The 26,063-nt window shown below is 59.4% G+C and carries 50 protein-coding genes; 19 read left to right on the forward strand and 31 right to left on the reverse strand.

Features of this window, described 5'->3' with window-relative positions:
- The first annotated feature begins 327 nt into the window (after positions 1–327).
- The 17 genes from FVE66_RS07180 (at position 328) to FVE66_RS07245 (ending at position 7,726) form a co-directional block, all read left to right on the forward strand.
- Positions 328–648, forward strand: a complete 321-nt coding sequence (locus tag FVE66_RS07180; RefSeq protein WP_194164358.1) for a hypothetical protein — start codon at positions 328–330, stop codon at positions 646–648.
- Positions 645–1,154 (forward strand): hypothetical protein, encoded by a 510-nt coding sequence (locus tag FVE66_RS07185; RefSeq protein WP_151446719.1) that lies wholly within the window; start codon positions 645–647, stop codon positions 1,152–1,154. Before FVE66_RS07180 ends, FVE66_RS07185 begins: the two co-directional genes overlap by 4 nt.
- Positions 1,151–1,762: a hypothetical protein gene (locus FVE66_RS07190; RefSeq protein ID WP_151446720.1), complete on the forward strand. Its 612-nt coding sequence runs from the start codon at positions 1,151–1,153 to the stop codon at positions 1,760–1,762. Before FVE66_RS07185 ends, FVE66_RS07190 begins: the two co-directional genes overlap by 4 nt.
- A 116-nt stretch (positions 1,763–1,878) precedes the next feature.
- A complete protein-coding gene (locus FVE66_RS20135) occupies positions 1,879–2,028 on the forward strand; it encodes a hypothetical protein (protein ID WP_161993209.1) in 150 nt (49 codons plus the stop codon).
- 93 nt (positions 2,029–2,121) lie between these two features.
- The gene (locus tag FVE66_RS07195; RefSeq protein ID WP_151446721.1) at positions 2,122–2,955 is read left to right on the forward strand and encodes a major capsid protein P2; all 834 of its coding nucleotides are present in this window, start codon (positions 2,122–2,124) and stop codon (positions 2,953–2,955) included.
- A 55-nt stretch (positions 2,956–3,010) separates the two neighbouring features.
- The gene (locus FVE66_RS07200; protein ID WP_151446722.1) at positions 3,011–3,292 is read left to right on the forward strand and encodes a hypothetical protein; all 282 of its coding nucleotides are present in this window, start codon (positions 3,011–3,013) and stop codon (positions 3,290–3,292) included.
- A gap of 4 nt (positions 3,293–3,296) precedes the next feature.
- A complete protein-coding gene (locus tag FVE66_RS07205; protein WP_151446723.1) occupies positions 3,297–3,557 on the forward strand; it encodes a hypothetical protein in 261 nt (86 codons plus the stop codon).
- Positions 3,536–3,952: a hypothetical protein gene (locus FVE66_RS07210; protein WP_151446724.1), complete on the forward strand. Its 417-nt coding sequence runs from the start codon at positions 3,536–3,538 to the stop codon at positions 3,950–3,952. The genes FVE66_RS07205 and FVE66_RS07210 overlap by 22 nt, the downstream gene beginning before the upstream one ends.
- Positions 3,942–4,325 carry a hypothetical protein gene (locus tag FVE66_RS07215; RefSeq protein WP_151446725.1) on the forward strand — a complete coding sequence of 128 codons (384 nt, stop codon included), beginning with the start codon at positions 3,942–3,944 and terminating at the stop codon, positions 4,323–4,325. Before FVE66_RS07210 ends, FVE66_RS07215 begins: the two co-directional genes overlap by 11 nt.
- A 1-nt stretch (position 4,326) precedes the next feature.
- On the forward strand, positions 4,327–5,097 hold the full coding sequence (locus FVE66_RS07220; protein ID WP_151446726.1) for a hypothetical protein: 771 nt from the start codon (positions 4,327–4,329) through the stop codon (positions 5,095–5,097).
- A 1-nt stretch (position 5,098) separates the two neighbouring features.
- Positions 5,099–5,521: a hypothetical protein gene (locus FVE66_RS07225; RefSeq protein ID WP_151446727.1), complete on the forward strand. Its 423-nt coding sequence runs from the start codon at positions 5,099–5,101 to the stop codon at positions 5,519–5,521.
- Entirely contained in the window at positions 5,518–6,213 is a 696-nt protein-coding gene (locus FVE66_RS07230; RefSeq protein WP_151446728.1) for a glycoside hydrolase family 24 protein, read from the forward strand. Before FVE66_RS07225 ends, FVE66_RS07230 begins: the two co-directional genes overlap by 4 nt.
- A 9-nt stretch (positions 6,214–6,222) precedes the next feature.
- Positions 6,223–6,492 (forward strand): hypothetical protein, encoded by a 270-nt coding sequence (locus FVE66_RS07235; RefSeq protein ID WP_151446729.1) that lies wholly within the window; start codon positions 6,223–6,225, stop codon positions 6,490–6,492.
- Positions 6,493–6,494: 2 nt separating this feature from the next.
- Positions 6,495–6,785, forward strand: a complete 291-nt coding sequence (locus FVE66_RS07240; protein ID WP_151446730.1) for a hypothetical protein — start codon at positions 6,495–6,497, stop codon at positions 6,783–6,785.
- A gap of 11 nt (positions 6,786–6,796) precedes the next feature.
- On the forward strand, positions 6,797–6,967 hold the full coding sequence (locus FVE66_RS20140; RefSeq protein WP_161993210.1) for a hypothetical protein: 171 nt from the start codon (positions 6,797–6,799) through the stop codon (positions 6,965–6,967).
- A gap of 1 nt (position 6,968) precedes the next feature.
- Positions 6,969–7,112, forward strand: coding sequence for a hypothetical protein (locus FVE66_RS20145; RefSeq protein WP_161993211.1), 144 nt, complete (start codon positions 6,969–6,971; stop codon positions 7,110–7,112).
- 83 nt (positions 7,113–7,195) lie between these two features.
- The gene (locus tag FVE66_RS07245; protein ID WP_151446731.1) at positions 7,196–7,726 is read left to right on the forward strand and encodes a hypothetical protein; all 531 of its coding nucleotides are present in this window, start codon (positions 7,196–7,198) and stop codon (positions 7,724–7,726) included.
- Here the strand turns inward: FVE66_RS07245 and FVE66_RS07250 are convergent.
- Entirely contained in the window at positions 7,723–8,067 is a 345-nt protein-coding gene (locus FVE66_RS07250; RefSeq protein WP_151446732.1) for a hypothetical protein, read from the reverse strand. The two genes, FVE66_RS07245 and FVE66_RS07250, sit on opposite strands and share 4 nt — an antisense overlap.
- Before the next feature lie 84 nt (positions 8,068–8,151).
- On the opposite strand from FVE66_RS07250, the gene FVE66_RS07255 reads away from it, so the two are divergent.
- Complete coding sequence (locus FVE66_RS07255; protein WP_151446733.1) at positions 8,152–8,496, forward strand: helix-turn-helix domain-containing protein; 345 nt, start codon at positions 8,152–8,154, stop codon at positions 8,494–8,496.
- On the opposite strand, the gene FVE66_RS07260 is transcribed toward FVE66_RS07255, so the two are convergent.
- The 22 genes from FVE66_RS07260 to FVE66_RS07340 all read right to left on the reverse strand — a co-directional run bounded on the left by FVE66_RS07260 (position 8,469) and on the right by FVE66_RS07340 (position 18,314).
- A complete protein-coding gene (locus FVE66_RS07260) occupies positions 8,469–9,002 on the reverse strand; it encodes a hypothetical protein (RefSeq protein WP_151446734.1) in 534 nt (177 codons plus the stop codon). The genes FVE66_RS07255 and FVE66_RS07260 overlap by 28 nt on opposite strands.
- Positions 8,999–9,148: a hypothetical protein gene (locus tag FVE66_RS20150; protein ID WP_161993212.1), complete on the reverse strand. Its 150-nt coding sequence runs from the start codon at positions 9,146–9,148 to the stop codon at positions 8,999–9,001. Before FVE66_RS20150 ends, FVE66_RS07260 begins: the two co-directional genes overlap by 4 nt.
- Positions 9,149–9,154: 6 nt before the next feature.
- The gene (locus tag FVE66_RS20285; RefSeq protein ID WP_166454474.1) at positions 9,155–9,325 is read right to left on the reverse strand and encodes a hypothetical protein; all 171 of its coding nucleotides are present in this window, start codon (positions 9,323–9,325) and stop codon (positions 9,155–9,157) included.
- A gap of 10 nt (positions 9,326–9,335) precedes the next feature.
- Complete coding sequence (locus FVE66_RS07265; RefSeq protein WP_151446735.1) at positions 9,336–9,707, reverse strand: hypothetical protein; 372 nt, start codon at positions 9,705–9,707, stop codon at positions 9,336–9,338.
- A gap of 1 nt (position 9,708) precedes the next feature.
- Positions 9,709–9,978: a hypothetical protein gene (locus FVE66_RS07270; protein ID WP_151446736.1), complete on the reverse strand. Its 270-nt coding sequence runs from the start codon at positions 9,976–9,978 to the stop codon at positions 9,709–9,711.
- Positions 9,975–10,622 carry a lysozyme gene (locus FVE66_RS07275; protein WP_241673078.1) on the reverse strand — a complete coding sequence of 216 codons (648 nt, stop codon included), beginning with the start codon at positions 10,620–10,622 and terminating at the stop codon, positions 9,975–9,977. The genes FVE66_RS07270 and FVE66_RS07275 overlap by 4 nt, the downstream gene beginning before the upstream one ends.
- Positions 10,622–11,287, reverse strand: a complete 666-nt coding sequence (locus FVE66_RS07280; RefSeq protein ID WP_151446737.1) for a hypothetical protein — start codon at positions 11,285–11,287, stop codon at positions 10,622–10,624. Before FVE66_RS07280 ends, FVE66_RS07275 begins: the two co-directional genes overlap by 1 nt.
- A gap of 3 nt (positions 11,288–11,290) precedes the next feature.
- Entirely contained in the window at positions 11,291–11,731 is a 441-nt protein-coding gene (locus FVE66_RS07285; RefSeq protein WP_151446738.1) for a hypothetical protein, read from the reverse strand.
- Entirely contained in the window at positions 11,728–12,138 is a 411-nt protein-coding gene (locus FVE66_RS07290; RefSeq protein WP_151446739.1) for a hypothetical protein, read from the reverse strand. The genes FVE66_RS07285 and FVE66_RS07290 overlap by 4 nt, the downstream gene beginning before the upstream one ends.
- Complete coding sequence (locus FVE66_RS07295) at positions 12,114–12,314, reverse strand: hypothetical protein (RefSeq protein ID WP_151446740.1); 201 nt, start codon at positions 12,312–12,314, stop codon at positions 12,114–12,116. The genes FVE66_RS07290 and FVE66_RS07295 overlap by 25 nt, the downstream gene beginning before the upstream one ends.
- Positions 12,311–12,676 carry a hypothetical protein gene (locus FVE66_RS07300; RefSeq protein WP_151446741.1) on the reverse strand — a complete coding sequence of 122 codons (366 nt, stop codon included), beginning with the start codon at positions 12,674–12,676 and terminating at the stop codon, positions 12,311–12,313. The genes FVE66_RS07295 and FVE66_RS07300 overlap by 4 nt, the downstream gene beginning before the upstream one ends.
- A 64-nt stretch (positions 12,677–12,740) precedes the next feature.
- Positions 12,741–13,562, reverse strand: a complete 822-nt coding sequence (locus FVE66_RS07305; protein ID WP_151446742.1) for a major capsid protein P2 — start codon at positions 13,560–13,562, stop codon at positions 12,741–12,743.
- A 39-nt stretch (positions 13,563–13,601) separates the two neighbouring features.
- A complete protein-coding gene (locus tag FVE66_RS20600) occupies positions 13,602–13,727 on the reverse strand; it encodes a hypothetical protein (RefSeq protein ID WP_277753154.1) in 126 nt (41 codons plus the stop codon).
- Between the two features lie 9 nt (positions 13,728–13,736).
- Positions 13,737–13,895, reverse strand: a complete 159-nt coding sequence (locus tag FVE66_RS20290) for a hypothetical protein (protein WP_166454472.1) — start codon at positions 13,893–13,895, stop codon at positions 13,737–13,739.
- A gap of 53 nt (positions 13,896–13,948) precedes the next feature.
- Positions 13,949–14,680, reverse strand: coding sequence for a hypothetical protein (locus tag FVE66_RS07310; RefSeq protein ID WP_151446743.1), 732 nt, complete (start codon positions 14,678–14,680; stop codon positions 13,949–13,951).
- Positions 14,677–15,195: a hypothetical protein gene (locus FVE66_RS07315; RefSeq protein WP_151446744.1), complete on the reverse strand. Its 519-nt coding sequence runs from the start codon at positions 15,193–15,195 to the stop codon at positions 14,677–14,679. The genes FVE66_RS07310 and FVE66_RS07315 overlap by 4 nt, the downstream gene beginning before the upstream one ends.
- Entirely contained in the window at positions 15,192–15,473 is a 282-nt protein-coding gene (locus FVE66_RS07320; RefSeq protein WP_151446745.1) for a hypothetical protein, read from the reverse strand. Before FVE66_RS07320 ends, FVE66_RS07315 begins: the two co-directional genes overlap by 4 nt.
- A 91-nt stretch (positions 15,474–15,564) precedes the next feature.
- Positions 15,565–15,882, reverse strand: a complete 318-nt coding sequence (locus FVE66_RS07325) for a hypothetical protein (protein WP_151446746.1) — start codon at positions 15,880–15,882, stop codon at positions 15,565–15,567.
- Entirely contained in the window at positions 15,879–16,022 is a 144-nt protein-coding gene (locus FVE66_RS20155) for a hypothetical protein (RefSeq protein WP_161993213.1), read from the reverse strand. The genes FVE66_RS07325 and FVE66_RS20155 overlap by 4 nt, the downstream gene beginning before the upstream one ends.
- On the reverse strand, positions 16,019–17,365 hold the full coding sequence (locus tag FVE66_RS07330) for a protein rep (protein WP_206668726.1): 1,347 nt from the start codon (positions 17,363–17,365) through the stop codon (positions 16,019–16,021). The genes FVE66_RS20155 and FVE66_RS07330 overlap by 4 nt, the downstream gene beginning before the upstream one ends.
- 335 nt (positions 17,366–17,700) lie before the next feature.
- Entirely contained in the window at positions 17,701–18,135 is a 435-nt protein-coding gene (locus FVE66_RS07335; protein ID WP_151446748.1) for a hypothetical protein, read from the reverse strand.
- Positions 18,132–18,314 (reverse strand): hypothetical protein, encoded by a 183-nt coding sequence (locus tag FVE66_RS07340; RefSeq protein WP_151446749.1) that lies wholly within the window; start codon positions 18,312–18,314, stop codon positions 18,132–18,134. The genes FVE66_RS07335 and FVE66_RS07340 overlap by 4 nt, the downstream gene beginning before the upstream one ends.
- 358 nt (positions 18,315–18,672) lie before the next feature.
- Here FVE66_RS07340 and FVE66_RS07345 point away from each other — a divergent pair, with 358 nt between their 5' ends.
- Entirely contained in the window at positions 18,673–19,002 is a 330-nt protein-coding gene (locus FVE66_RS07345) for a helix-turn-helix domain-containing protein (RefSeq protein ID WP_151446750.1), read from the forward strand.
- A 39-nt stretch (positions 19,003–19,041) separates the two neighbouring features.
- Here the strand turns inward: FVE66_RS07345 and FVE66_RS20160 are convergent, their stop codons facing one another.
- From FVE66_RS20160 to FVE66_RS07380, 8 genes are all read right to left on the reverse strand, one after another.
- Positions 19,042–19,188, reverse strand: coding sequence for a hypothetical protein (locus tag FVE66_RS20160; protein WP_161993214.1), 147 nt, complete (start codon positions 19,186–19,188; stop codon positions 19,042–19,044).
- A 21-nt stretch (positions 19,189–19,209) separates the two neighbouring features.
- Positions 19,210–20,358, reverse strand: a complete 1,149-nt coding sequence (locus tag FVE66_RS07350; protein WP_151446751.1) for a mandelate racemase/muconate lactonizing enzyme family protein — start codon at positions 20,356–20,358, stop codon at positions 19,210–19,212.
- Positions 20,359–20,378: 20 nt separating this feature from the next.
- A complete protein-coding gene (locus tag FVE66_RS07355) occupies positions 20,379–21,359 on the reverse strand; it encodes a hydroxyacid dehydrogenase (RefSeq protein ID WP_151446752.1) in 981 nt (326 codons plus the stop codon).
- 97 nt (positions 21,360–21,456) lie between these two features.
- The gene (locus tag FVE66_RS07360; protein WP_151447241.1) at positions 21,457–22,161 is read right to left on the reverse strand and encodes an ABC transporter ATP-binding protein; all 705 of its coding nucleotides are present in this window, start codon (positions 22,159–22,161) and stop codon (positions 21,457–21,459) included.
- Positions 22,161–22,925, reverse strand: a complete 765-nt coding sequence (locus FVE66_RS07365; protein WP_151446753.1) for an ABC transporter ATP-binding protein — start codon at positions 22,923–22,925, stop codon at positions 22,161–22,163. Before FVE66_RS07365 ends, FVE66_RS07360 begins: the two co-directional genes overlap by 1 nt.
- On the reverse strand, positions 22,922–23,911 hold the full coding sequence (locus FVE66_RS07370; protein WP_161993215.1) for a branched-chain amino acid ABC transporter permease: 990 nt from the start codon (positions 23,909–23,911) through the stop codon (positions 22,922–22,924). Before FVE66_RS07370 ends, FVE66_RS07365 begins: the two co-directional genes overlap by 4 nt.
- Positions 23,912–23,919: 8 nt before the next feature.
- Positions 23,920–24,786 carry a branched-chain amino acid ABC transporter permease gene (locus FVE66_RS07375; protein WP_151446755.1) on the reverse strand — a complete coding sequence of 289 codons (867 nt, stop codon included), beginning with the start codon at positions 24,784–24,786 and terminating at the stop codon, positions 23,920–23,922.
- A gap of 67 nt (positions 24,787–24,853) precedes the next feature.
- Positions 24,854–25,996 (reverse strand): ABC transporter substrate-binding protein, encoded by a 1,143-nt coding sequence (locus FVE66_RS07380; RefSeq protein ID WP_161993216.1) that lies wholly within the window; start codon positions 25,994–25,996, stop codon positions 24,854–24,856.
- Between the last annotated feature and the right edge of the window lie 67 nt (positions 25,997–26,063).

Consider the following 26,063-nt stretch of genomic DNA (forward strand, 5'->3'; position numbering starts at 1 on the left):
AACGGGGTTTTGCGACTGTTCACGAAATATGGTTTTTTGTCCACGAATGGTGAATGAGTCGGATGAACTGGAAAGGCGGGCTATCGCGCTGGTGAATCAGTACGGTTTTTTCCTGCCGAAAGAAGTAAAAGCGCTACTGCGCGATATCGCTGAGCGCCTGGGGTGGAAGGTTTTCAAGGTGTAATTTTCAGCAACGCGGGGACCGCTCACGAGGCGGAAACCGCACTCATACGGGCGCGCCTTACCGGGCGCGCCTGATAGGGGTTTCACATGGAAAAAGAAGTCATTGGGCGCTGCGATTGTCCGTACTGCGGGACCGTGGCCGGGATGCGGTTCACATGGGACCGGAACGGCAAGCCGTTCGGGTACTGCGAGGCGGAATGCCGGGGGCAGTTGCGCGTCGGCGGCGACGCCAGGCGCGAAAAGCTGTTCGCGGCGCGCCATGCATGGGCCAGTCAAAAGCCTGTAACGGTAACGGAGACAAAACCGGAACCGGAATTGCCGGTCCTGCCTGTAACGGTAACGGAACCGAAGAAGAAAAAACCGTCAACGAAGCCGGTAACCGTACCGGAACCGATACAGGAAAAAAAAGCGCACTGGACGGATAGCCTGTCCGCTGGCCTGGGCGCGCTCGGGATTGCCACATGATCGACCAGGACGACGAAAAAGCCGGGCCGGTAGACGGCGAGCGGGCGGCGGACTTCGCGCAATTGCAGCGCATGGCAGCGGAAGGCGACCAGGGCGCGCCGGGGGCCGCTGGCGAGGCGCAACAGGGCGAGGCGGGCGTGCCGCTGGCGCAGGAAATAAGCGCGGTGCTGTCGCTGCTGGTGAAGCTGGCAACGCCTATTTTCCCATCGCTGGAAGAAATCTACTCGGAACAGGTAATAGGCGCGGTCGGCGCGGCGGTAGAGCCGGTCTGTATCAAGCATGGCTGGCTGGCCGATGGCATCGGCGGCAAGTACGCGGAAGAACTGGCAGCGGCGTGCGTGCTGGGGCCGCTGGCCTGGGCGACGGTGACCGGCATCAAGCGCGACATTGCGAGTCGAAAAAAGCCTGAGGCAATCGGGCAGGGACCGGCGAACCTGAGCGCGCCTATACCTGATACGGCACCGGGACAGAAAACAGTCCAGTTCGGCGGCGCGGTGGCCGAATGAAAACGAACGATGGACGCTTGATCGTCATTGGAGGCGCGTCGCGATCGGGAAAAACCGCCTACGTCAAAAAGCAGGTGAACATCATCCGCCGAATTTGCGCGTGGGATCCGGAGGCGCAGTGGTGCGAGTTGCGCGGCTGGCGCAAGATCACGCGGCGCAGTGAACTGCTGGCCGCAATGCAGACGCCGGGGCATGTGAAGCTGGCGTATGTAGCGGGCGGAGACCTGAAAGCGGAGTTCGATTTTTGGGCGGCGTGCGTGATGCACGCGGGGCGATACATCGCGCCGATCACTTGCATTGCGGAGGAACTGGCGGACGTGACGACGCCGAGCAAAGCGCCTGGCAATTGGGGCATTCTGCTGCGGCGCGGACTCAAGCGCGGCATCACGATTTACGCCATTTCGCAGCGCTGGAGCGAGGCGGATAAAACGGCGGTCGGCAATGCGTCGGAGTTCGTGCTGTTCAGGCAGTCGAGCGCGGATGATGTGGCGTATATGTCGCGAAAAACGCGGGTGCCAGCGGACATGCTGGAAGGGCTGGAAACGCTGCAATTCGTTAGATTCAATGCAGATACAAGAGAGATAGAGCAAAGCAAACTGCGCTTCTGACCCTGTAACGGTAACGGTTACTGCTTGTAGACGCGGGATTTTGGAGGGCGTGTAATGGCGGCTAGTTACAAGTTCAATCCTTTAATTCTATGTGTACCTGTTCAGGAGAAAAAAACATGAGTGCAGACGTTCAAAAGCTGGCAATCGCTGCCGGTATCCTTTTCGCGGCCTACAAATACGGCAATGCGATGGTAAAAGGCGGCGCGCTGGCAATCGCTGCCGGTATCGCAGCGAAGCGGGTGCCGTACCTGAAAGAAGTCCTGTAAGACAGGGCAAAAAAGAACCGCTGCGACAGCTCACGAGGCTGGCAAGGCAAACCAAAAATGAGCGCCTTACCGGGCGCGAACGAGGGGAAAAAAATGTCTGTTGGAAAACTGATTCGCTACGGCCTGCCGTTCTCGAATGTCGTCGCCACCGGCACGGCAACGAACACCATCACGCCAGGCCGCACGCTGGAAAATTTCCAGTTGAAGCTGGGCGGAACGACCCTGACCAAAGCGATGCTCTCGCTGGTCAAGATCAAGGCAAACGGCAAGGTGATCATGGAAGGCACCGGCACCGAGATTGACAAGCTCAATGCCTACCGGGGCCAAACCACAGCGGCGGCATACCTGGATTTGCACTTCGCCGATTACTCGATGCTGTCCGAAGTGGACCGCATGGCGGGCGCTTTCGACACGTCGCTGGGCGTGGCGAACATCACGTCAGAAATCACCGTCGCTGGCGCGACCGCACCGATTCTGACACCGATTCTGGTCGAATCTGCTCAGCAGAAAACGACAAATGGCGCGATCGCGCCGTTCGCCCCATTGCTGACGAAATTCCTGCGCTATCCGTTCTCGGTGGCGACTGGCGGCACGCTGCCGGTCACGGTGCCATTCGGTCCGCAGTCGGGCGCAATCATCAAGCGTGCCCACGTACTGAGCGCGGCAGGACTGATGACCGGAGCGACCGTCAAACAGGACGGACTTGTCATCCATGAATCGCTCGCCGCTGAAAACACGTACATGCAGTTGAAGCATGGCCGTGTGGCGCAAACGAACATGTACACCATCGACTTTTGCCTGGACGGAAATCTAGCAAAGGCGCTGGATACCCGCGACGCAAAGTCGCTGGAATGGCTGTTCGCGTTCTCGGGCGCTGAGTCCGGCAACGTCATCATCGAATACCTGGACCCGCTCGGCAATCTGTAAGCGGGCAGGGCGGGCAGCGCGGGGCGCTGCCCAAATCCATTTCAAGAGGTGACGAATGAACGATATTGCATTGCCAAGCTACGAGGGCGGTTCATCGTGGTCGGAATGGCTGCAAGGCGCGGCAAAGGATGCGCTCGGCGCATATGCCGGGGCCTACACGACCAGGAGCAGCCAGAACTATGAATTGCAGCGGCTGCGCATTCAGGCGCTTGGCGCTGACGGCGCGCTGTACAACGAGGGCCAGCCACGCCTGCCAAGCGTCGCGGGCGTGAACACGTCCACGCTGCTGCTGCTGGCGGGCGCTGCCGCCGTGCTTTTCATGATGTCGAAGAACTGAGCGCATGGACCCGGTAACGGCAAACGTACTGAGCAAGGGCTTGACCATCGGAGCCGGTTCCGGCGCGGCACCGGCCGGACCGTCGCAGGCCTACGGCGGGAGCCTGGGCACATCGGGCATGTTCGACGGCTCGGGCTGGAACGTGAATTTCGGAGCGGGCGGCATCGAGTCGAGCGCAAGCAAAGCAGGGGAACTGTCGCAATACATGCCTTACATCGTGGTAGCTGTGGTCGGACTGCTGGCATGGCGCGCACTCAAACGCTGACGATTGCCGAGGCGCACTGGTCGGCGGAAATCGCTGAACTGGTGGGCCGGGCGGTACAGCACGCGAGCGTGGCCGATGTGCGAGCGCAATGGGCCGCAGGCGCGGCGCACGTGTTCACGGTGGCAGATGATGACTGGAATCTGGTGGCGGCATTCGTGCTGCGAACGGATGAATTGGCAGCGGGGAACGAAGGCGTGATCGTGGCGGCCGCGGGCGGCGCGGACGGCCTGAGTCTGACCGATAACGTGCTGCCAGCCATCGAGCGCATTTTCAACGGCTGCACATCGTTGCGCATTCATACGGCACGGCCAGGGTTGATCAGGCTGCTGACGAAGCGGCACGGCTACACGCTGACGGAATGCGTACTCAAAAAGGATATGGGAAATGGGCAGTAGCGGATCGCAGTCGTCGGCCAATCAGAGCCAGACGACCTACAACACGGACAAGCGCATCACGCTGCAATCCGGGGTTGCGCTGTCGTCTGAAAATTCAACGGTCAACGTCGAGACGCTGGACGGCGCAATCGTGCAGCGGGCGCTGGACGTGGTGTCGAACGCGGACGCGACCAACGGAGACAGCTTTTCTCAGTTGCTGTCCCTGGCGGACAAGATCATAACCGGCGCGGGCCAGTTGGCGATATCAACGCAGGACAGCGCACTGAAAGCGTACAGCCAGGCGACGACCGAAAAGGCCGGGACCATCGACAACAAGACAATGATCATCCTGGGCGTCGCTGCGGCGGCTGCGCTGGTGATGCGGGGGAAATAGCATGTACATCAATCAACCGCTGACGGCAGGCGCACGCTACGAATTCTCGGAACCGATCGACTACATATACATCCTGACGGCGGCAACGGCTGACCTGACGATGGAATGGTATCGCCAGGGGCGCAAGGTCGATGAAGTGCAAAACGTGGGAGCGGGCTATGCCGAGTTTTTCCGGGAGCCGATAGACCGTATCGTCATCGTGTCAACCGGCGGGCAGACGGTGAAGTTTGCAACCCGCCTGGGCGCGGAAATCCGCAACGACACGCCGCCGAACGGCAACGTGACGATTACCGGAACACCATCCGTGAACATCGCGAACGTCACGTCAAATTACGACTACGGCAAGGTGCGTTCATCGTCGGGACAGAATTTCATAGGCGGCGAGGCGCTGACGGCACCGGCAACGGCACCGAACGTGCAATTGTGGAATCCGGCCGCATCGGGCAAAACGCTGTACGTCGAGCGCGCCTTGCTGATGTCCAGCGGCAGCATGTATGCATCGCTGAGCCTGCACAATGCGGCGCTGACGACGCTGGCGCAGCAGGGCAAGAACAAGCTGCTGGCCGGAGCCAATGCGGTGGCGCAAATCAGAACGCAAGACGCCGCCAATCCGGGGACCGTCATCGCGGGCAAGATCGCGATTCTGAACAATGGCAACGTGCTGCTGGACTGGTCAAAAAACCCGATTGCGGTTCCACAAGGCTATGGGCTGCATGTGACCGGGCTGGCCGCAATCGCGGGCGGCGCATCGTTCGAATGGTTTGAGGAATAACATGAAAATCTACACCTTCGATGCGCGCACGCTGGCCTACACCGGCGACGCAATCGCGCAACCGCTGCCGGAAAATCCGGACATGCTCGCGATGCCGGAATGCAGCACAACCGTGCCGCCTGCCGAAGATCGAGAAGGATTCAGCCAGCATTTTGACGCTGTATCGTCGGTCTGGTTTTACCGCCAGGCGTGGCGGGCGCCAGAACCGACGCCGCAGAGCCAGCAAGAAATCGACGCGATGCGCGCCGAGGAAGTGCGCGCACGGCTGCTGGCGATTGACGCGGCCAGCGTGCGACCGGCCAGGGCGGTGGCATTGGCGCTGGCAGCAGGCGAAGCGGTCGATGATCTGGACCGCGAGCAGCTGCTTGACCTGGAGGAAGAAGCGGCGGCGCTGCGGTTCGAACTGCACAGCCTGACGACATGAGCAGACTGGCACTGGTGGCAGGGCTGGCACTGGTCGGCGGCGCGGTGTGGTGGGTGTCACGGCAGGACCAGACGGAAATCGCACAGGCCGCAGACGATGCGGCGCAGACGATGAATCAGACGGTGGACGATGTATTGGGCAGCGTGTCGGACGTGGTGGAAAGCGTGGCGGAAACGTTCGATTCAGTAACGGGGGGCATGTTGAAAATATCGGCAATGGCGCAGGTGACACCGGACCTGCTGACGAATCGGAACGTGCAGGCAATGCTGCGCGTGATTCGTCGCGGCGAGGGAACGGCGGACGCGGGCGGCTATCAACGGCTGTTCGGCGGCGGCACGTTTGACAGCCTGGCGGACCATCCGCGGCAAGTGATCAAGAAAAGCGGCTACACGTCGAGCGCGGCGGGCGCGTACCAGATTCTTTCTTCGACGTGGGACGAGACCAAACGCATCATGAAGTTGCCGGACTTTTCGCCACGTTCGCAGGACCTGGCCGCAATCGGGCGCATCAAGGCGCGCGGCGCGCTGGATGATGTACTGGCCGGACGCTTTACGAAAGCGGTCAACAAGATTGCGCGGGAGTGGGCAAGCCTGCCAGGTTCGCCCTACGGCCAGCCGACAATTTCATGGTCGACAGCCATGGCGGAATTCACGAACGCGGGCGGCACGTCCAGCGGCACGGCAATGGTCTAAGGGGAAATGATGAAAAATCAGGATTTGATGATACTGGCGGCGGCAATCGGCGGCGCGCTGCTGATCGTGAAAAGCGTCAAGGCAAACAACGCGGGCGCACCGGGCGGCACGGTGAAGGCAATCAAGGATTTCGCAACCGAGATTTTCGGCGCGAACGGTGCGACGTATGGCAACGGCTGGCGCTACTTCTCGGACGGAACGACGATTGACCCAAGCGGAAATTATTACAAGGGCGGGCAAATGATCTGGATGAATCCGGCATCTGCCACGATGGTCTGAGCATGAAGGCGCTACAAATTCCTTCGGTGGTGTGGCTGGCGGTGGCCGTGATCGGCGGCGCGCTGGTCTACGTGTCGATCAAGGGAGCGAAGGGTGCAGGCCAGGCGATAGGCAGCGCTGCGGTCGATATGGTCGATGGGGTGGTGTCGGGGACTGTCGAGGGCATCGGAAGCTTTGCCGGGATCCCGAAAACGAACATGTCCGAATGCGAGCGGGCGCGGGCCGAGGGGCGGACCTGGGACGCATCGTTCGCGTGTCCGGCAAAAGATTTTCTGAAACACGTTTTTTCATAAAGGAGAATGACATGGGCGCACGAGTACGGGCAAGGCTGCGGGAACCGTCCACCTGGGCAGGGCTGGCGGTGCTGGTGGCGGGCGGGGCAAAGCTGATCGCGCCGGAATGGGCCGTCTATTTCGACATGGCAGCGATGATTCTCGGCGGCGGCGCAGTCGTCAAAGCAGAGCGGACGTTCTGACATGTCGGCGCTGGAACTGGTGCTGTTGATGCTGAGTTCCGGCGTGCTGTCGGGCGGCGTCGGCGTGTCGCTGTGGGCGCTGAATGTCGAAAAGCGCGTGCGGGCAATAGAGGTCTGGAAAGAAGTCAAATTCAACAAGGGGTAAAGCATGGCAAAGAAAAAACGCAAACCGGCGAAGAAAACGCCGCCGAGAAAATCGAACGGCCAATTCCGCAAACGGAAGTCGAAATGATGGGCCGCGTCATCGGATGGCTGCTGCTGCTGAGCGTGGCGCTGGCCGGATGCACGCTGCCAGCGGCGGCGCAGAACGTGCGTCCGCTGTCGTCGGTGCAGGTGCTGGCGCAGTCGGGCGTGGCGGCATCGTGGACCGGGACCACCGATGAGGTGGCGCTGGCGACGGTGAACGTACCGGGCGGGCTGTTGGGACTGAATAGCGCAATAAGGGTAAAGGTCGTATTTACCACAACGAATAGCGCAAACAACAAAACGCTTCGCGTTCGATACGGTGGAATTTTGATGGGTGGACAGACGGTAACGACCGTCGCATCGTCAAATTTTGAGTGGGTGATACGCGCCAGGGGTGTACGAAATTCACAAGTCAGTTTTCCACAGCCAGCGGCGCAAACAACGGCACTATCGCCGATCACATCAAGCATCAACAGTGACAGCGATCAACCGCTGGTAATTTCCTGTAGTGTGGCGCTGTCCAGTGAATCATGCGGCATGGAAGGCTACACGATAGAATTGATGTCGCCCTAGACGATCGCGGCCAGCGCGAGGCGGGCGTGCCAGGCATGGCGGGGATGGGCGGTGATCGCATAGAACGTGCCGTCGATCTTGGCGCGGCGCACCTTGTCGGCGACGGCGTAGTGCGCGACATACGAGCGGAACGAGCGTTCCGGCGCCAGCCAGCGCGGGGAGACGGCGGCGACCCAGGCGGCGATATCATCGTCGGTGACGGGGACCTGACCGAACAGATCATGCGGGGGCTGCTTGTAATGCGGTGTCGAAGGCGGTAGCATAAAAGCTCGCAACATAGCAGAAATGACAACGGCATACCGGGCGGTATGCCGTTTTTGTTGCTGCACGCGATTTGACATAATACAGATTATGCGTCTATTGCCAGTGCAACCCGGCCAGCTTCCTGCGTTACAGTTTGCCGCCGTGAATAATGATAATCAAAAATGCGGTATCCAAACCTTCGCTATGGGAATCCCACCGAGATGGCGCACTACGCGCAGGGAATCCCGCTTGCAGACCTCGCCCGGCGCCTGCGCCGCTCCGAACGAACCGTCCATGACTGGCTGAATGGCCGCGCCCGAGTGCCCTGGTGGGTGCCCGAGCTGATGCGCCTGCAGCACCAGGAGCATCACGACCAGCTGCGCCGCATGGGACTCCGGCGCCACACACCGCTGCGCCTGGTCAGCGGCCAGCTGCTGGCGTTCAAGCCAAAAAAAGAGCCGCACAAGGCGGCTCAAGTTCCTGCTGGAGACTCCGAAATTCAGGGGCGCAAGACCTCAACGCTGTAGGCTTCCAAGCTACATGTCTCCGTCGAGACCGCCAAAGAACAAATTATTGATATCGGCTGATCAATCCTGCCATCTACCGAAGTAGGCGTCGATGTTAGGTTCGTTGTCGCAGCCGTTGGCTGGGTATAAGTGATTTGCGAATCCAATGTCCCACGACTTCGCACAATAACCTGGAGGTCAGATGCTACTGACGTCGTAATGCTCGCCCATCCCACAAGACTTCCACCATATCGAAATTTTAAGAGCTTGGCGTTGGCGCTGCTCGTATGCGAAAAGATCGCCCTGATTCGAATTGCGCCGTTCGGCCCAACTAAGCCCGCGGGGACATTCACCGTAGCGAAAGTCACCTCCGCAGTGGTTCCGGTTGTGGATACAGCGACTGCGGATTGATCCAGCAAGAACACGGTATTCGCGTTCAGCGTCGCGGGCACCGCCAGCGCCGGTACCGGTACCGCCACGCCGATGGCCACAGCCGCCAGCATCAGCACGGCAAAGAGTTTTTTCATTTTTCAGCCTTTTGCAGAATGTCGAGAATCATGTTCAGCTGGGTCCGCATTTCCGTGATCCGGTGTTCCAGCTTGAACGCATAGACCAGCGCGGGGACCACCAGGACGTTTGCCCATTGCAGAAGCTCGCGCAGGTCAATGGTCATGATCGATTAGCTGTTGTCGCCCAGCTCGGGCACCAGGACGGCCGCGACGCCGGCCAGTCCGCCGACGATCCGGCTAATGTCCCCGATCAGGCTTTCCGGCAGGCCGAACAGCACCGCCAGCACGCCGAGGCCGGCCATCGTGGACGGTTCACGCAAACGCTTGATCACTTTTTTCATGGCAGTTCCTTTAAAACAGGTTGAAGTTGATACCGCTGGAATTGTTTGAAACCGGGTCTTCAGACGACAAAATCGGATAGTCATACACCGGGTCGTGGTATCCGCTGGGCACCTGGTTGGCCCATGGAACAGTTGGCTCCCATGCTGGGGCGCCGCTGGTGGTGGTTGCTGGCCGAATGCCGAAGGCGTCCAGCGGATCCGTTACGATGGCAGCGCCGAGCTTGCCGAGCTGGCCCATGGCCTGCGCTCCATCCTTGACCACTTCGGGCACCAGCGCAGTCAAGCCGCTGATCCCCTTCTTCATCTTGTAGCCCAGGTACAGGCCGGCGCCGGCCAGCGCGGCCAGCATCACCAGCTTTACCTTGAGGTCACCGGAAATCATCTCAGCCCACCGTCCACATCTGCGACGGGTTCGACAGGTTTTCCGACGCCGGCGCGTTGTTGATCGCCCAGCTGATTTCCTTGGTCGCCTGCGTGTCCAGGTAGGACGGGTTCACGTAGGTCGACCAGTACGATCCACTGTTTGGCTGTGCCAGGTACTGCTCGTACCCGGTGCGCTGCACACCCGTGGCATTGGCCCGGCGCGACAACGAAAACAGCATGAAGCCCACGCCGGCCGTCACGGCCAGCAAGGTCAGGTCGATTGGTTTCATCCGTACACCCCACTGTTGAAAACCTGCATTTCTTCGTTGCGCCGGTTCCGGATCCCGTTCTGCAGGTGCGCCGGCACCCACGCGATCGACGTCGCCGCCATCTCGTTGATCCCCTGCCCTGCGTTCACCTGGTCCGCGAATTTGCGGAAACTGCGGGGGCTCATGTTGTAGGCGATCGAAACCAGTGCATCAAATTGATTTTGGGTGAGGTCTACGGTTACGTAGAGCTTCACCCATTTTTCTGCCCGGTTCACCAGGTCCGCATCGAACATCGCGTCCGCCTGCTCCCTCGTGATTCGGTCCGGCAGCGAAGACCGGCTTTTCTCGAAGTGGCCATAGCCGATGGTCCATCCGCCGTCCCCGAGGTTGTACGGTTCCAGCTTCAGCTGCTCGCGATCCTTCAGTAGCTCGCGCATGTCGGCCGAGGTTGTCATGCCGGCGACCGGGCCGCCGCCAGTCAGCACGCCGGCCACCTGGTCAATGCCGGTAATGATCGAATCCATCAATGAACCCTCGTTGGTTGCTGGTGCGTCGTTCGGCTCGTACAGATAGCCGCCGCCTTCTTCTTCGCCCTGGGGGCCGTACAGGCGCCAGGCCAGATAGCCGGCCGCGCCCAACATCGCCAGGAGAAGAATGTTTTTCATCACAGGATCGAGTAGAGGACGTTCTTCACGCCGCCGGTTTCGATCAGATTGGCAATCAGGTACAGGCCTTTACCGGCCGGCACGAACAGAGGCGTCTGCACCGTGCTGACCCCGGCGCCATTGACCGCGATGTTCAGCACGTCGCCATCGGTCACGCTGGCTGGTGCGGAAGCCTTGGCAATCAGCACGGCCAGCCCGGCGCCGGCGTCGGTGTGCTGCAGCTGCGACAGGTGCACCGTGATACCGGCCACGTTGAGCGTTGGATTCACCACCATGACCGCGGTATTTGCGGTCGGCAGCGTCGCGCCGACTGCTGCATAACTGCCGGTGTACTGAAGTCCAGTCGCCTGCGTCTTGACGGTACCGGCGACTTGCACGGTACCGGCCACGCTCCGAGTTCCGGACTCGCCGTAAGAGATCAGGAATTTGACCGTCTGCGACGTGCTGGAAGTGATCGCGACCCGCTTGAATCCGCCATCCGGGACCATGTAGGTGCCAGCCTCCACGCCCGTGGCCAGGCCGTTCGTGATTTCGACGCCGTTGGCGTTTTGCAGCGAGACCGTGACGGTGCCGGCGCCAGAGCAGGACAGGATTTCCAGCCGGTTGCCAGGGATGAAAAATTCCTGCTTTACGCCGGCGACGAAGGCTTCGGAAATGGTGCGCATGATCTACCTTTTGAAGATTGCCAGCGCGGCCGCGAGCGCGACCATGCCAATGGCAATGGTGGTGTTCTTGCTGAGTTCGGTCTTGCCCGAGTCGTTGGGCGCGTAGGACATCACTGCATCGGTCGCCAGCTTGGTGTTTTGGGCTGCGGTGTCCTGGTTCACCTTCAGCATGCGGTCGAAGGATGCGAACAGCCGGTCAAGAACGTTTTCATGGGTGACGGCCAGCGTGTCGACGGTTTGCCGCAGGACTTCGCCATCTGTCGAATTGATGATGACGGATCCGCCGCTGGAAGCGGTAGCGCCGACGCCGCCCTGGTTCAAGTTCAGGCGCTGGTCGGCGTTGTTGGTTGTGCTCGATGTGGTGCTGGTGCTTGCCGAGTCGCTGATGAACATGGGCAACCAGGCAATGCAGAACCACGCTTTGAGAATGTGGATGATGCTCACGCGATCGCCTTTTTCATGATTGTTCCCTTGCCGTTATTCGTGACGCCGGCGACCTGGTAGCCCAGCTGCGCCGCCTTCCTGATCAAGCCGCGTCGCTTGGTCTGGAAAATGATGTTTTGCACTCCGTCCGGCCGGTACTGGGTGATCGCTTGCGTGATGATCCTGGTAAGGTCGCGCCGGCTGCGCCCTGCTGCTGCCGTTACCCACACATCCGGCTTGCAGACCTTGATCGTGAAACCCGCCGACGCCCTGCCCTGCTCGATCACCAGATAGCCGCCCAGCTTCGCTATGTCCTGCGCCGTCTGCTGGCCGTCTGTCATATCGAACCTTGCCGCGGACTGCACGAATGGCAGCACTTCTTCCGCGCTGGCTTCCTGCAGCCTTACTTCTTCCTGGTCAGCATCCATACCAGGGCGACCAGTGCCAGCGCCGTCAGCGGCAGCGAACCGGCCTTCATGGTCGCCGCCGCCGCCGAGGTGCCGGCGAAAAAATCGCCAGTCTGAAAACTGGCGCTGTTCCAGATATCGCCGGCGTCCGAAGTACTCGACGACGATGACTTCAGATTGATCGGCGGCAGATTCATGCCTTCAGCGCCTTCAGCGCGACAAAGCCGATCAGCGCGAAGATCAGCAGCTGCTGCATGCCGCCCGTCGTGGTCGGCAAAATCGACGTTGCCACGCCGGGACGGTAGGTGTAGCCATTGGCGCCCTGGATGCCGTAGCCCTGCGCCTGCATGAGACGGCTGGCTTCCTGATCCTTGTAGTGCGAGTCGATCGCACGGGTCGCGCCCACCTGCAAGAGACGTTCCCACCATGGCATGTCGGCCGGCCCCGGCTGCATGCTGCCCAGCTTGCGCTCGTCTGCCTGGTCAGAGGCGAAGACGAAGCCGCCGCCGTTGTCGACCGACAGAATCCCTGCGTCGTAATCTGATCCTTCATCCCACATGCTTTTCTCCTGGTGGTAGCACATCGGCCCGCATCGCTGCGGGCCGTTCGATTCGCTGCGCCGGTTAGACCCGGCTCAGGCTGTCGATGTACTCCACGTACATGTTGATGGTGTCGGCCGCGCTGGCCGTCACCAGGAAGTCCAGACTGTTGACCACGCCAGCGCCCTGATCTGTGCCGCGTGCGTTCAGCATGTCCGAACCCAAGTTGCTCATCACAGGGTCGTAGACCATCAGGTTCGTCTGCGGCACCTTGCGCTTTTCCGTCTGCATGAAACGGTTCTGCGTGTCGGTCAGGTTGAACAACTCGAAGTTGTTGCGCTTGATCTGCAGACCGGTGCAGTTCCCGCCGTGGAACATCCAGACGCGCTTGACCTGGCCGCCCTGGGCACGGCCGTACGGCACGTACACCGGGAAGGTGCCAGCGGCCGTGATGCCGATCTGGTTCCAGATCATGCGGGTGACGATATCGTTTGCCGATGGCTCGCCGCATTGCTGGATCAGTGCCAGCGTCGGTGCCGTGGCGCCAGCGATCGTGACCTCGATGGTCGCGGACTGCACGCCGGCTTCCTGGGTGCACGCGAAGGTGCCCAGCAACATGGCTTCGATGGTCTTGAAGTCTTGTTCGGTGAAGTCGATGGCCAGATACGCGGCATTCGCAGCCAGGCCGCGATAGGTGTTCATCAGGTCCAGGCGGGTGCCGGTCGCACGCCAGAACAGCTTGCCATTCACCTTGATCTGGATATCCGTGATCATGGCTTTGGTGAAGGTCGTGCCGCCCAGTTCCAGAATCAGGCGTTCGTAAGTGCGGCCGAGCTTGAGCTGGGCCGTGGCGACGTTGTTGGCGCCGACATTGACAAAGGCAATGTCACGGAGATAGGTACTCATCGTTTTCCTTCGGTTGTGAGGGGAATGGAGACCGGCCGATTACGAAGGCAGGTACTGACCCACAACCGGGATCGGCATCACATTGCGCTGGATGATCGTCACCAGTGCATAGGCAGCCAGTGCGGTCAGGCCGATTTTTACTGCCGGGTTCTTGAGTGCGGACATTTGACGCTCCTAATAGTCGAGAGGGGAAGGCACTGAATTTCCCCTGACCAGCTTTTGCAGGCGGGGATGTTGAGAGATGACCCAAGCCGCGACCACAGTGGCGATCAGCACCGCAATGACTTCCTGCGAGACTTTATCCAGCGGTGGTATGTATTTCGAAATCGACATTGGGGCTCCTGACAGACGCCCCAAATATCTCAGTTACAAGAAAATCGACAAACTCAGGAAATTGCAGGCTTTTGCGGCTTTTTCCGGGACCGGCGAGCGGGGGCCGGTGGAAGTTTTTTTGTCGAATTCGGGATTTTCGCCACACCAGGACTGTTTATTCCCTGGTTGACCATCCGATGGATGTAATGAAACTGCGGCAGGCCGGCGATTTCCTGCCTGGTGACGAACATCGAGTCCGCCATCGTGGTCACAGCTGACGCCGAGTTCACGCGGTAGCACCGGATTTCCGTGCAGTTGCCCAGGAAGTCCTTGTCGATGTTCTGCGGCCGCTGGGCCGTTGCGATCAGGCCAGCGAACCGGCGCCGGCCACCAGTGCACAGCTTCTTCCACGGCATCGGTGCCCAGCTGGCCTGCGTGACCAGCGCCAGCTCTTCCACGACCACCAGCGGATCCGGCAGATTCCAGACGATATTGCAGAACTGATCGAACTGGCGTTTGCAGCGCCCTTCCTCCTGCGCCGGCACGAAGACGATCCGCTTGTGCCCCTTCTGCAGCGCCGCGCCGAAGCCGACAAAGGTATCGACTCGGATCCCCTTGATCAAGCCGGCGTAGTCATCGCCCTTTTCCTCCCGGGTGATCGGGTCAACGCTGGTCTCGTACGGGCTCCAGACAATGATCATCGGATGCGTCGCCCAGCGGCCCTGGATCAACTCGTACTTCACGCACAGGCCCTTGCCCTGCATCGATGCGCCGATGACGCCGATTATTGGAGCGTCGCGGCTCATGACGCTTTCTGCGTTTCGTCCATGTTCCGGACGGTGACGGCAGGGTGACCGGACCGCGCCGCCATCGCGCTGGCCGGCGTGGATATCGCCGCCGGCGGCGCCGGTGGCCGGTTGGCCTCGATGGCCGCCTGAATCCGTGACTTCTTGATTTCGATTGCAGCCAGGCCGATCGGGAATGCCGCCATCGCCAGCTTGACCAGCGGATGGTTCAGGGCTTCGCCCAGGCCGAGACCGTAGTAGTCGCAGGCTTCGCCCAGGGCTACGCCGAAGGCTTCCCACATGTCCCGCGTCACCCGCGCCTTGAATTCTGGCAGGAACGATTCGATCATCGGGACCGCTTGCATCACGGCGATTTTCCATCCCTCGATGTTCGCGGCCTTGGCCGGGTCCACTCCCAACTGGGGCATGCCCGGTGCACCTGCTGCACCCGGGTCCATCTGCTCGGATGCTTGGGCAGCGCTTAGCGCGTTCGCCAGATCGTTGTTCAGTGCTGCGTTTTTGGTGTCGTCTTTCATGTCAGGACTCCATCAAAGAAGCCTGCTTTTTTCTTGGCCGGTCCCGGTACCGTATTCGCCGGTACCGGGATAGCGCCTTCCGGGGGTGGGGTATTCTGCGCCGGCTCATCTCGCTCCACTTTGCCTTGCAGGAAGGCTTGCGAGTGCCGCATGTTGGAGAACTTCGGGAAGAATCCGCAGGGGCCGCACTTGTAGTAGGCCAGGCCATTTTTGTCAGTGTAGACGTCGGCCTTTTTCCCGCAATTTTGGCAGCTGCAGCCGCCTTCGTATTTCGCCATCTCTTTGCTCCCTCTGCCTGGGCCGGTAAGCCCAGGCTTCGAAGTGGCAGCGCCGGCCCGGTAAGGTCGGCGCTGCCGTTGGATTTGCAGCTTACAGCTGCCGGACGTATTGCTTGTCGATCGAGATGATCGGCTTGCCGTCGCCTGGATTCACCTGCAGTTCATCGCCAGCGCCGCCGCACACGATGCCCACCACGCCGGAATGTTCACCGGCATTTTCGATGACCTGCACCAGCGTCCAGATCTGCAGCGCCGGCGCGTCTACCGTCTTCGGCTGGGCGGCCTGCCAGGCGTTGAATTCATTGCTGGCATTGATGGCATCGTTGATGTTGACCGACAGGTTGCCGGCGGCGTCGGGTTGCTGCTGCTGCAGGCCGGCGAACAGCGCGGCCACGATTGCGAGTTTCATGATTTGTCCTGGTTGAGGTGGTCAAGGGTCTTGCAGATATCGATCAGCAGGGTGATCAATGCGGTGGGCACCACGGCCTTTGCCATTCCGGACAGTCCGGCGGCCAGCTCGATGGCGCGTTGTTCGAAGGTTTTGTTCATGCTGGCAGCTCCTCGTCGGCATAGGCGAAGCCGCGAACATGCATTTTTCGCTTCACTTCGCCGCGGCTTACCCGTGGCTGTAGTCGTGCCCATTCGATGTAGTCGTCAATCTCCTGCTGGGCGACCTCGATATCGGTGCACCAGGTAGCGACGTAGCCGATGAAGTTCCCCAGCAGCCGGCGCGACTGCAGCACGGACAAGGCTTCGGAGTCGATCCGGCCCACGCGCTCCTCGTCGGGCATCGTGTTCTGTTCGGCTTGCTCGTCGGTCAGCTCGTCCAGTCCGGTCAGTTCCTTCTTCAGCCCCGGCGACCAGGACAGCATGCGCTTGCCCTCGAAGGCGTGGACGTATTCCCGGAACTCGCGGCCTGCCTGGTCGTCACCCTCAGCAGCCCACGCCAGCAGCTGGAAAGGGTGAGCTCCGGCATATTCGCCGGCCTTCTTCCCGCCGGTCTTCGCCGCGTGCATGGTGACTTCTCGAGACAGGCCCCACTTCTGTTCTTTTCCGAATTTCGCGATGTATTCAGCAGCGTACTGGCCGCCGCGCACGTCCAGTCCGTGGGCCAGCACGTCATTCATCTGCGATTGCTCGCAAAGCCCGGCCTTGCGAAGCGCCATGTACCAGGCTGCTTTCAGCTCGTCGATCACGGACGACGCCATGCGTCCGCCGTCCAGCTCGCGTACCAAGCCAAAGGCGTCAGGCGTTGCAAAGACAAGATCATGCTGGTGGGGGTGCCAGCCGTTCTCGCCCAGGGTGACCTCGAGACTGGTGACCGATCCGCGCCGCACGCCACCCTTTGGCAGAATCTTTTTGTACGTCCTCGAATTCTTGAATCTGTCCTTTGCTTTGCTGAATTGCCCCAGCAGCTGCGCCAGCGGTACGCCGCGCTCATGGGGGAACGTCAGTGTCATCAGCCAGGTGTAACCCCCCTGCCCCACCCATGCCTGCATGCCAGCGGAAAGCTCCGCCTGGCGCGCCGCGCATATCCGCGCGCTGCACACTGGGCAGGCCCACACTGATTTGCAGGTTGTGACGCCCTGCAGGCGCGCCGAGTCGCCGCTGGTCTGCCGGTACACGGAGACGCCGGCGCCCGGGTTGGCCGTGCCACGGTGGCACCAGCAGGTGCGGTGCTGTTCGCTCGCGGCCTTGTTGTGGTCGTGGATCAGGGATTGCGCCGTGCGCAGCAGGCCGAATTTTTCGGTACGGCCAGCGGCCACATCAGAAATCGGAAGACCGGCCCGAAACCGCTTGTAACTCGTTGATTCTTTTGGGCCGTTTGTGGATTTACCACTAATACCAAGTTGATTAGAGGCGGGTTGCTGGGGGTGGCTCGAATTAAGCATGATCGAGGTCGCCTTTCACTTCCACGGCACGAACGCAAACCGACACGGAAGGCAAAACGGCCTCACACACCTCAGCAGCTCTGTAAGCCTCATCCGCAGTTGTCCACGGTTCGCCAACCGTCACCCATTCCCCATTGCGCACCCGGTACACCTGGTAGCGCCTCATATCGCAAGCTCCAGCTGGAGAGGCTTCGATAGGGCTGCAGACACCGGCCGGCAGCCGGTATGCCACATGGACGCGCTTTCTACGGCCTGCGCAGGGCTGTGCGCCCAAATGGACTTAAAAGGGAACAGCGAGCCGTCCTTACGCCTCATGGTGACTGTGTAGGATTCGTTCATATCGCAAACAGAGCTTCGGCCCTGTCCCTCAGTCTCTGCGCAGCTCCGCGAATTGCAGCTTTTTCCAGCTCCGTCAGGTCGCGGTCCAGTTTGGATATCACGGCAATATCCAGACTTGCGGCCCTGCAGATCAGCTTGCGGAATGGTTCCGGCGTGTCATGCCAGCAGTTGAGATTTTTCGGGATTCTGCCAATCCGCACCGGTGGCTTGCGCATCTCCTCCAGCGTCTTCGCCAGCACACTGCGGCCGTGGTCGCGGCAGGTAATTTCGGGGATTTCCGGGGGCTTGGCATCGAGCCAGGACGGGTGCCAGGTACGGGCCGGCAGCGTGGAAACGTCGGAGGGGTCGGCGTCGCCCTGGTGCAGCTCGCCGGGGTCGCGGTCGTGCATTTCAGAGATTCGCTGCTTTAGCAGCTGCTGGAAGTCACTCATTTCAGCTCCCCTTCCAGCTCGCGATTTTCGAAGTAGGTGATCAGGCCGGCACGCTCAAGCGCCCAAAGGAATCCCCACCAGTGCGTCCTGTAGCTATTAATTGCCGCAGGCACAACAAGCAGCAGTCCTTCCATACGCTTCAACTCAGCATCAATGATGGCTTTCGTGTTTGGCGTCATGGTCTACCCCTGAATGACGCCGAGGGCGACCAGGAGCACGGGGGAGCCCATCAGCAGGCCGCAAAAAATCCCCTGCGCCACGAGAGCGAGAGGGGACGGTTTTTTGTCACAAGAAGTAAATGTTTTCACTGGTTGCCCTGGTCTTTTCCCCTGGTCAGAAGGCCGCCGGGCCTCACATATGCCATCCGGACCAGGGAACAGTTTTGGGAATTGCCCGGCGGCAGGTGTGACATTACGTCAAGGCCTTGTCGTACGTCAAGCACCTTTGCGCAAAGCGTCATGCCTCTTGAACGGTCAAGGGGGGTGAACTATAGTCCGGTCAGGTGGGATTCTTCCCATGCCAAGACCAGGAGAACATGTGAAATCGATCGAATATCTTGACCAGGCGAAGCGTCGCCTGGGGATTGAATCGGACTATGCCCTAGCCAAAGCGCTGGGAATTACCCACTCTGCGATGAGCAATTACCGGGCAGGTCGAAGCCGGATTGATGACTCGGTGGCCGTCAAAGTTGCCCAGGTGCTGGATATCAATCCGATGGAGATCATCGCCGCGGCAAATATCGAACGCGCGAAAACGGACGAAATGCGGGTGATGTGGTCCGGCGTCATGGAAAAATTTTCCATGGGTTTTGAAGCCCTGCTATGTCAAGTAACCCCTTGTTTTCAAATGAGAAAAACAAGGTCATAGCAGGTACAGGGTTGCACTTGCAATATACAGATTATGGGCTTAACGGCCATTCATCTTGAGCCGGGTTTCGGCCCTCCAGGCGGCCGCATCCGCCTCGACCTCTTCATCAGAAATCACGTCACCAGCGTCAGCAGCGTCCAGCCCGGTCTGGACGGCTTGCCGAAACCAGGCTTCGTGCTCAGCCATATCTTTCTCTTGTCTCATGACTCAGAACTTGACTACGTATCCTGGCCCTTCGATCAGCGGAAACTGCTCGAAGACCGATTCATCAACGTCGACGCCGAGTCCCGGGCGGTCTGGCGGTTCGACGCAACCGTCCGCGCCGATCTCGTACACCGTGCCGAACATGTCCCGCAACGGGTTGTATTCCGAAACGCAGGATTCAAAGTAACCGGCGTTTTCCGTCGCCGCCAGGAAATGAAGTGTCGCTGCATGGTTGATGCCGGTGGCCGAACTATGCGCATGTAGCGGTATGCGCCAGGCAGACGCAATCGCCGCAATACGCAAGCCTTCGGTGATCCCGCCGGTCTTGGACAGGTCCGGCTGCCAGACTTGCACTGCGCCAGCTTCCAGCATCTGCGCGAATTCGAAACGGGTGAAATGGTTTTCGCCAGCGGCTATCGGCACCAGCGGCGTGATGGCTGCGGCGGCCCGGTAGGATGCGAAGTCATTGCACGCGAATGGCTCTTCCAGCCAGCCGGCATTGATCTCGGCCAGCACCGGAAATACCCGCCGCACATCGGCGATGGTATATGCCGTGTTGGCGTCGGTGAGGATGTCGATATCGTCGCCGAGTTGCTTTCGCACATGAACGACGCGCTCGATATCGGCCCTGGCGGTGTCGCCGATCCGCAATTTCAGCGCCTTGTAACCCTGCTCAACGTATCTCTGCGCCTCGTCCGCGAGCGATTCCTTTTCCTGGAATCCCAGTGCGATACCGCCCGCATATGCCGGCATGCGTCGCTTGCTGCCGCCCAGCAGTTTGTACAAGGGCATGTTGGCAGCCTTGCCGCGAATGTCCCACAGCGCCATGTCAATGCCGGACAGGCCCATCGCAGCGGCAGCGCCCTGGCCGTGGCTCGACAGCTGCATGCGATGCACCCGTTGCCAGACGCCGGTGGTATCGGTGGCTTCCATGCCAATCAGCATGGGCGCGAGTGTGCTGTTGATCAGGTTGGACACGGCGCCGGGGCCGCGTCCCGGATGCGACTCGCCATACCCGGTGATTCCGTCTGAAGTCTGGACTCTGACGATGATGGTGTCACGCTTGGTGGTGCTGCCGATGCCCATCTTGACGGTTTTCCCTTCGGGAAGCCGGTACGACAAGGGGATCGCGGTGATGTTCGTTATTTTCATGGGTAGATATCGTCTTTCAATCAGCGGGATGCGCCCGCGGCCCTGGCTCGCAGATCTGCTGCATTGGCGCAGTTCAAAGGGGGTTCGCCACGTAAAACCCGCAGCACATCTTCAGTGGAATCCATGCCCATTCGAAGCATCGCTTCCTCGGTCAGCGCTGCACTGTGCGGCGTGAAGATCACATTGTCGATGCCCAGCAAGGGATTGTCTGCTTTTGGCGGCTCATCCTCCAGGACGTCCAGGGAGGCACCGCGAACGCGCCCTGCCCTGAGCGCCTCGGCCAGCGCTGCGGTATCGACCAGTCCGCCGCGCGCGGCATTGATCAGATATGCGCCCTGCCGGATGTTGGCGAACGCCTCGGCATTCATGATGTGTTTCGTTGCCGCATTCATCGGCAGGTGCAGGGTCAGGAATTCTGATTGAGCCAGGATGTCCTTGAACGACACCGGCTCGCCGCCGCGCTGGACAATGTCATCGGGGCCGAGATGCGGATCATAAGCAAGCACACGCATGTTGAAGGCAGTGCGGCAGATCGCGGCCACGCGCGTTCCGATGCGACCCATTCCGACGATGCCGATGCTGCGGCCATAAAGGTCGACACCGACCATGCCGTCGCGGCGCTCCCATTGATGCGATCGCACAGCGCGATCTGCCGGTCCGAAATAATGCGCCAGCGCGATCATGGAACCGAGTACATGCTCTGCCACCGATTCAGTATTCGCATTCGGCGTGAAGATCACCGGCAAACCCAATTCCGTGCAGGTCTCGACCGGAATGTAGTCCAGGCCGACCCCGTGCCGGGCCACGGCCTTCAGCCCGGTCCCGGCTTTGATGACCGCTGGTGAAAGCGGCATCCGGACGATGATCGCCGATGCGTCGCTGATGGCGGCGCACAATGACGCTTCATCATAGGCATCCGCGACCCGTATTTCGGCCTCCTCGCCCAGCCGTTCCATGGCGCGCGGATGAATGGCGTGAGTTAAAAAAACGATTGGTTTCATGTTTCAGGAAAAGTGGAGAGGATGGCGAAAGTGATTCGAACAGCGCGGGAAAGCCAGTCCGGTGGTTTGATCAACGCACCGGACAAGCTATCACGGCTCAACCTCCAAAATAAGCTTTCCGGATGGATTCGCTTTGCTTCAGTTCTTCGGCATTGCCCTCAATGCTGACCTTTCCCGATTCCAGGATGTAGGCCCGATGAGCGACTTTCAGAGCGAGATATGCGCTCTGTTCAACCAGCATGACGGTGGTTCCGCGGCGGTTGATTTCCTGCAGCGAGTGGAATATGTCTTCGATGATCAGCGGCGCCAGGCCAAGCGAAGGCTCATCCAGCAACAGAAGCTTTGGATTGGACATGAGCGCACGTCCCATGGCGAGCATCTGTTGTTCACCGCCACTCAAGGTACCCGCCAGTTGCTTGCGCCGCTCTTTCAATAACGGGAAAAGATCGTAGGCCTGCTCCAGGTTCGCCTTGACGTCCGCACCCCTGGTAACCGTGTAAGCTCCCAGCGCCAGGTTTTCATAGACCGACAGATCGGCGAACACACGGCGCCCCTCCGGAACGTAACCCACACCCAGCTTGCAGATCTGATGGGCCGGAACATGGGCGATGGACTGCCCCATGAGTTCCACTTTGCCCGAAGTCGGGGCCACGATCCCCATGACCATGTTCAGCAAGGACGACTTCCCTGCCCCGTTCGCCCCCAGGACGGCGACGGTCTCTCCCTGGTTCACCTTCAGGCTGACGCCCTGAACGGCATGCACCATTCCATAATGGATATGAACGTTTTCAATGTTCAGCATCATGCCGTCGCTCCCGTCTCGCCCAAATAGGCAGAAATCACCTTTGGATCATTTGCAATTTCAGCCGGGGTTCCCATGGCGATCGCTTTGCCATAATGCAGGACCATGATGCGGTCCGAGATTCCCATCACCATTCGCATATCATGTTCGATCAAAAGTATGGGCATGCCGCCCTTGTGCAGCCTGTCTACCAGCTGCGTTATGGAGGCACGTTCTTCGGCATTAAGCCCGGCGACGGGCTCATCCAGCATCAGCAGTTTGGGATCCGTCGCCAGAGCGCGTGCGATTTCCAGGCGCTTCTGGTCTCCGTACGACAGTTCAGTTGCGGACAGGTCTGCCTTGTCTGTCAGGCCAACCATCTCCAATGCCTCCCAGGCACGCTTTCTTGCCGCTTCGTGCGGATCCCTTGAGCGCCGCGAGCCAAACAGGTCACCCAACAACGACACCTCCGAGCGCACCATCGAGCCCGTCATGACATTTTCAAATACCGACATGCTGGAAAACAGCCTGATATTCTGGAATGTGCGCGCCACGCCGGATCGATTCAACTCCATCGGCGATTTACCGGTGACGCGGGTGTTGTCGAGATAAACCTCTCCACCCGTCGGGCGGTAAATACCCGTAATGACATTGAATAATGTGCTTTTGCCGGATCCGTTGGGGCCAATCACACTGAACAATTCACCAGGCCGCAACTCCAGCGAAACGCCATTCAACGCGGTCAGCCCGCCAAATCTCATCGTCAAGCCTTCAGTTCGTATCATTTGCGCGTTACTCCTTCCGCGGATTTGATCCGAAAGCGCTCAGGCAACAACTGAGGAATCCGGCTCAGATACGGGCCAATTCCATTCGGCATATAAATCATACCCCATAGCAAAAATAGACCATAAGCGACCATCCGGTATTCACCGATATTGCGGAGATACTCGGTAGTCCCGGTAAGAACCAAGGTGGCCAACAGCATTCCGGTGATGCTGCGTTGTCCACCGAAAACAGCCATGGTCAACAGCATCACCGACAGGTCCAATTTGAAATTGTCCGGATGGATATAGCCAACGTAATGCGCATACAAGGAACCTGCAATACCAGCCCAGATGGCGCTGATCACGAAAGCAATTACCTTTGAGCGCACGGTGTTGATACCGACCATGGTCGCCGCAATCTCACTGTCGTTCAGTGCCCTGAAGTACCAACCCAGTCGCGACCGCATCACCCTGAGCGTCAACCAGATGAAGAGCACCAACATGGCAAGGGCCAGGAAAAAGAACGATCTCGGCGAGTCGATTGCATAGCTGCCGATCATCGGTGGCGGAATCTGCAAGACGCCCTGCGCGCCCTTCGTCACCTCGGTTGCATTCATCATGACCAATGAGACGATCTCGCACACGCCAATGGTCACCATGACGAGATACAGCCCGGAGACCCGAAGTGTCGGCACGCCCACCGCCAGGCCGGCCAAGCCGGTAACGGCAGCCGCCGCAAGGATGCCAATCCAGAATGGCACGCCAAAATTGATGGCAAGCAAGGCAGATACGTAGGCGCCGATCCCGTAGAAAGCCGCCTGGCCCAGAGATGTCTGCCCAGCGTAGCCTCCCAGGATCCCCAGGCCCAGCACGGCGATACCGTTGATGGCGACCATTACGCCAATATGGACGATGTATTTCGGCCCCAGGATCGGGAACAACAGAACCGCAAGAAGCCCTATCGCGAAGAGATTTATTTTCGCTGTTTTTGAAATTGAGATGCTCATTGTTTTCGTCATACCTTCGTTGGGATAGCGCGACCGAACAGTCCGTGCGGGCGTACCAGCAACATGATTATCAATACCGCGAAAACTACGGCGTCTTTATAGGCGGAGCTGATATATCCGGCTGACAAGTTCTCCAATACGCCGATGATGATTCCACCAACGATTGTTCCTGGAACACTATTAATGCCACCGATAATCGCTGCCGAGAAGGCTTTCAAGCCGACCATGTCGCCCATGTCAAAGGATGCGTAATAAAGCGGTCCGATCAACAAACCACCAATCGCCGCCACCGATGTGCTGATGGCGAAAATCATCATGATCGCCAGATTCACGTTAATTCCCATCGCGGATGCGACAACCCGGTCAGAGGCCACAGCCCGTAATGCCCGCCCATGCCTTGAATAGGTAAAAAACAGGTGAAGCAGGGTGACAGCGATGAGTGCCACGCCAACGACCCAGAAGAAAGGCTCGGCGATGCGTATTCCTGAAAACTCGTACACCTTGGTACCGAACAGTGCCGGGTACTTGACTGGTTCAGGATAGAAAATTCGAATCCCGTTCTGAAGCACGATCCCCAGACCGATCGTTGCAATCACGAAATTCATGTGGTTGGCGGAATACAATTTTCGGAACGCAAGTCGGTCCAGTATGATTCCGAAAATGAATCCAGCCACGGCAACCATCAAAATCGCCGTGACCGGACCAACTGGAAATTTCGACACAATCGCAAATCCAAGAAAGGATCCCGCCATGAAGACGTGACCTTGCGAGAATATGACCTGATTCAATGTGCGAAATACCATTGTGAAGCCGAGACCGACCAGTGCATATACTGCACCGGTCGCAATCCCTTGAACAAGCAGCTGTGGGAACATGAGTATTACTCAGCCTCGGTTATCGTTAGTTCTGATTTGAAAATTCAACAAAATGCCGCATGCCTGATTATTTCGAGAACAATGCAAACTTGCCGTCTTTGACTTCAACCAATACGGATCGCTGAACAAGCTGATGGCTCTTGTCGAAAGACACGGCATCAGCCACGCCAAACACCTTGCCATTGAAGGACTCGAGGCCTGCACGAATCTTTTCCTTGTCGGAACCGGCGGTTTTCAGCACAGGGGCCACGATCTGCGAGATCGTGCGGTATTCCCAAGCAGCCAGGACCGGACGTGGTGCGCTTGCGCCGGACGTGTACTTCGCGGTGTAGCGCTTGCCCCATGCACCGGCCTCGGCGTCCGAGTCTTCATGGAAATAGGTCGTCAGGACCGTGCCCTCGGTTGCCTGGCGGCCGAGCTCCATCAGCTGCTCGTTGGCCAGCCCACCGGTACCGATGAAGCGCGCGGTGATCCCCAGTCCACGTGCCTGCGACATGATGGCCGGTGCGGCCGGGATCGTTCCGAACACGGCGATGCCATCCGGCTGCGCTTCCTTGATCTTGCTCAGTTGGGCAATGAAGTCCTTGTCATTGGTCTTGAAAGTTTCCATCGCGACCGGATCGACCCCCAAGCTCTTCAAATGCTTGACGAACACTTCTTTATTGCCAGTTCCATAATCATTGGAATCAAAGATCACGGCGATTTTCTTCAGGTTCAGCTTCTTGACCGCAGCTTCGGCGATCTCAACCGATTGAATGCTGTCCGTCTGAATGACACGGAAGGACCATTTGTTGCCCTCTTTCGTGATTTTCGGGTTGGTTGCGCCGACGATCACGTAAGGCACGCCCTCTTTCTCTACCGTACCCTGATGGGCGAGGACCTGGGACGAGCCCCAGCCACCGACGATGACGTCAACTTTCTCGTTGTCGACCAGCCGTTTCATGGCGGTTACGCTCTGTGCAGGATCGCTGGCGTCATCAACGACGACCAGATTGATTTTCCTGCCGTTGACGCCGCCCGCCGCATTGATTTCCTCGACGGCCATTTCCGCGCCTTGCTTGATGCCAAGGCCGTATGAGGTACCGCCGCCGCTCAGTGGTGCAATGACGCCCAGCTTGATCGGCGTGTCTTTCGAGCCGCTGTCACAGCCCACCAGGAATGTAGCCGCCACCATACCGGCCAATACCGTCTTTCCAAATGCCTTCACCATTTTTGTCGCCTTTATAAATTTCATTGATATGGGTAAAAAACTTCATGCACGCTGGACTGCAACATCG

Source organism: Lacisediminimonas profundi (assembly GCF_008831265.1).
In the GTDB taxonomy this organism is placed as follows: domain Bacteria; phylum Pseudomonadota; class Gammaproteobacteria; order Burkholderiales; family Burkholderiaceae_D; genus Lacisediminimonas; species Lacisediminimonas profundi.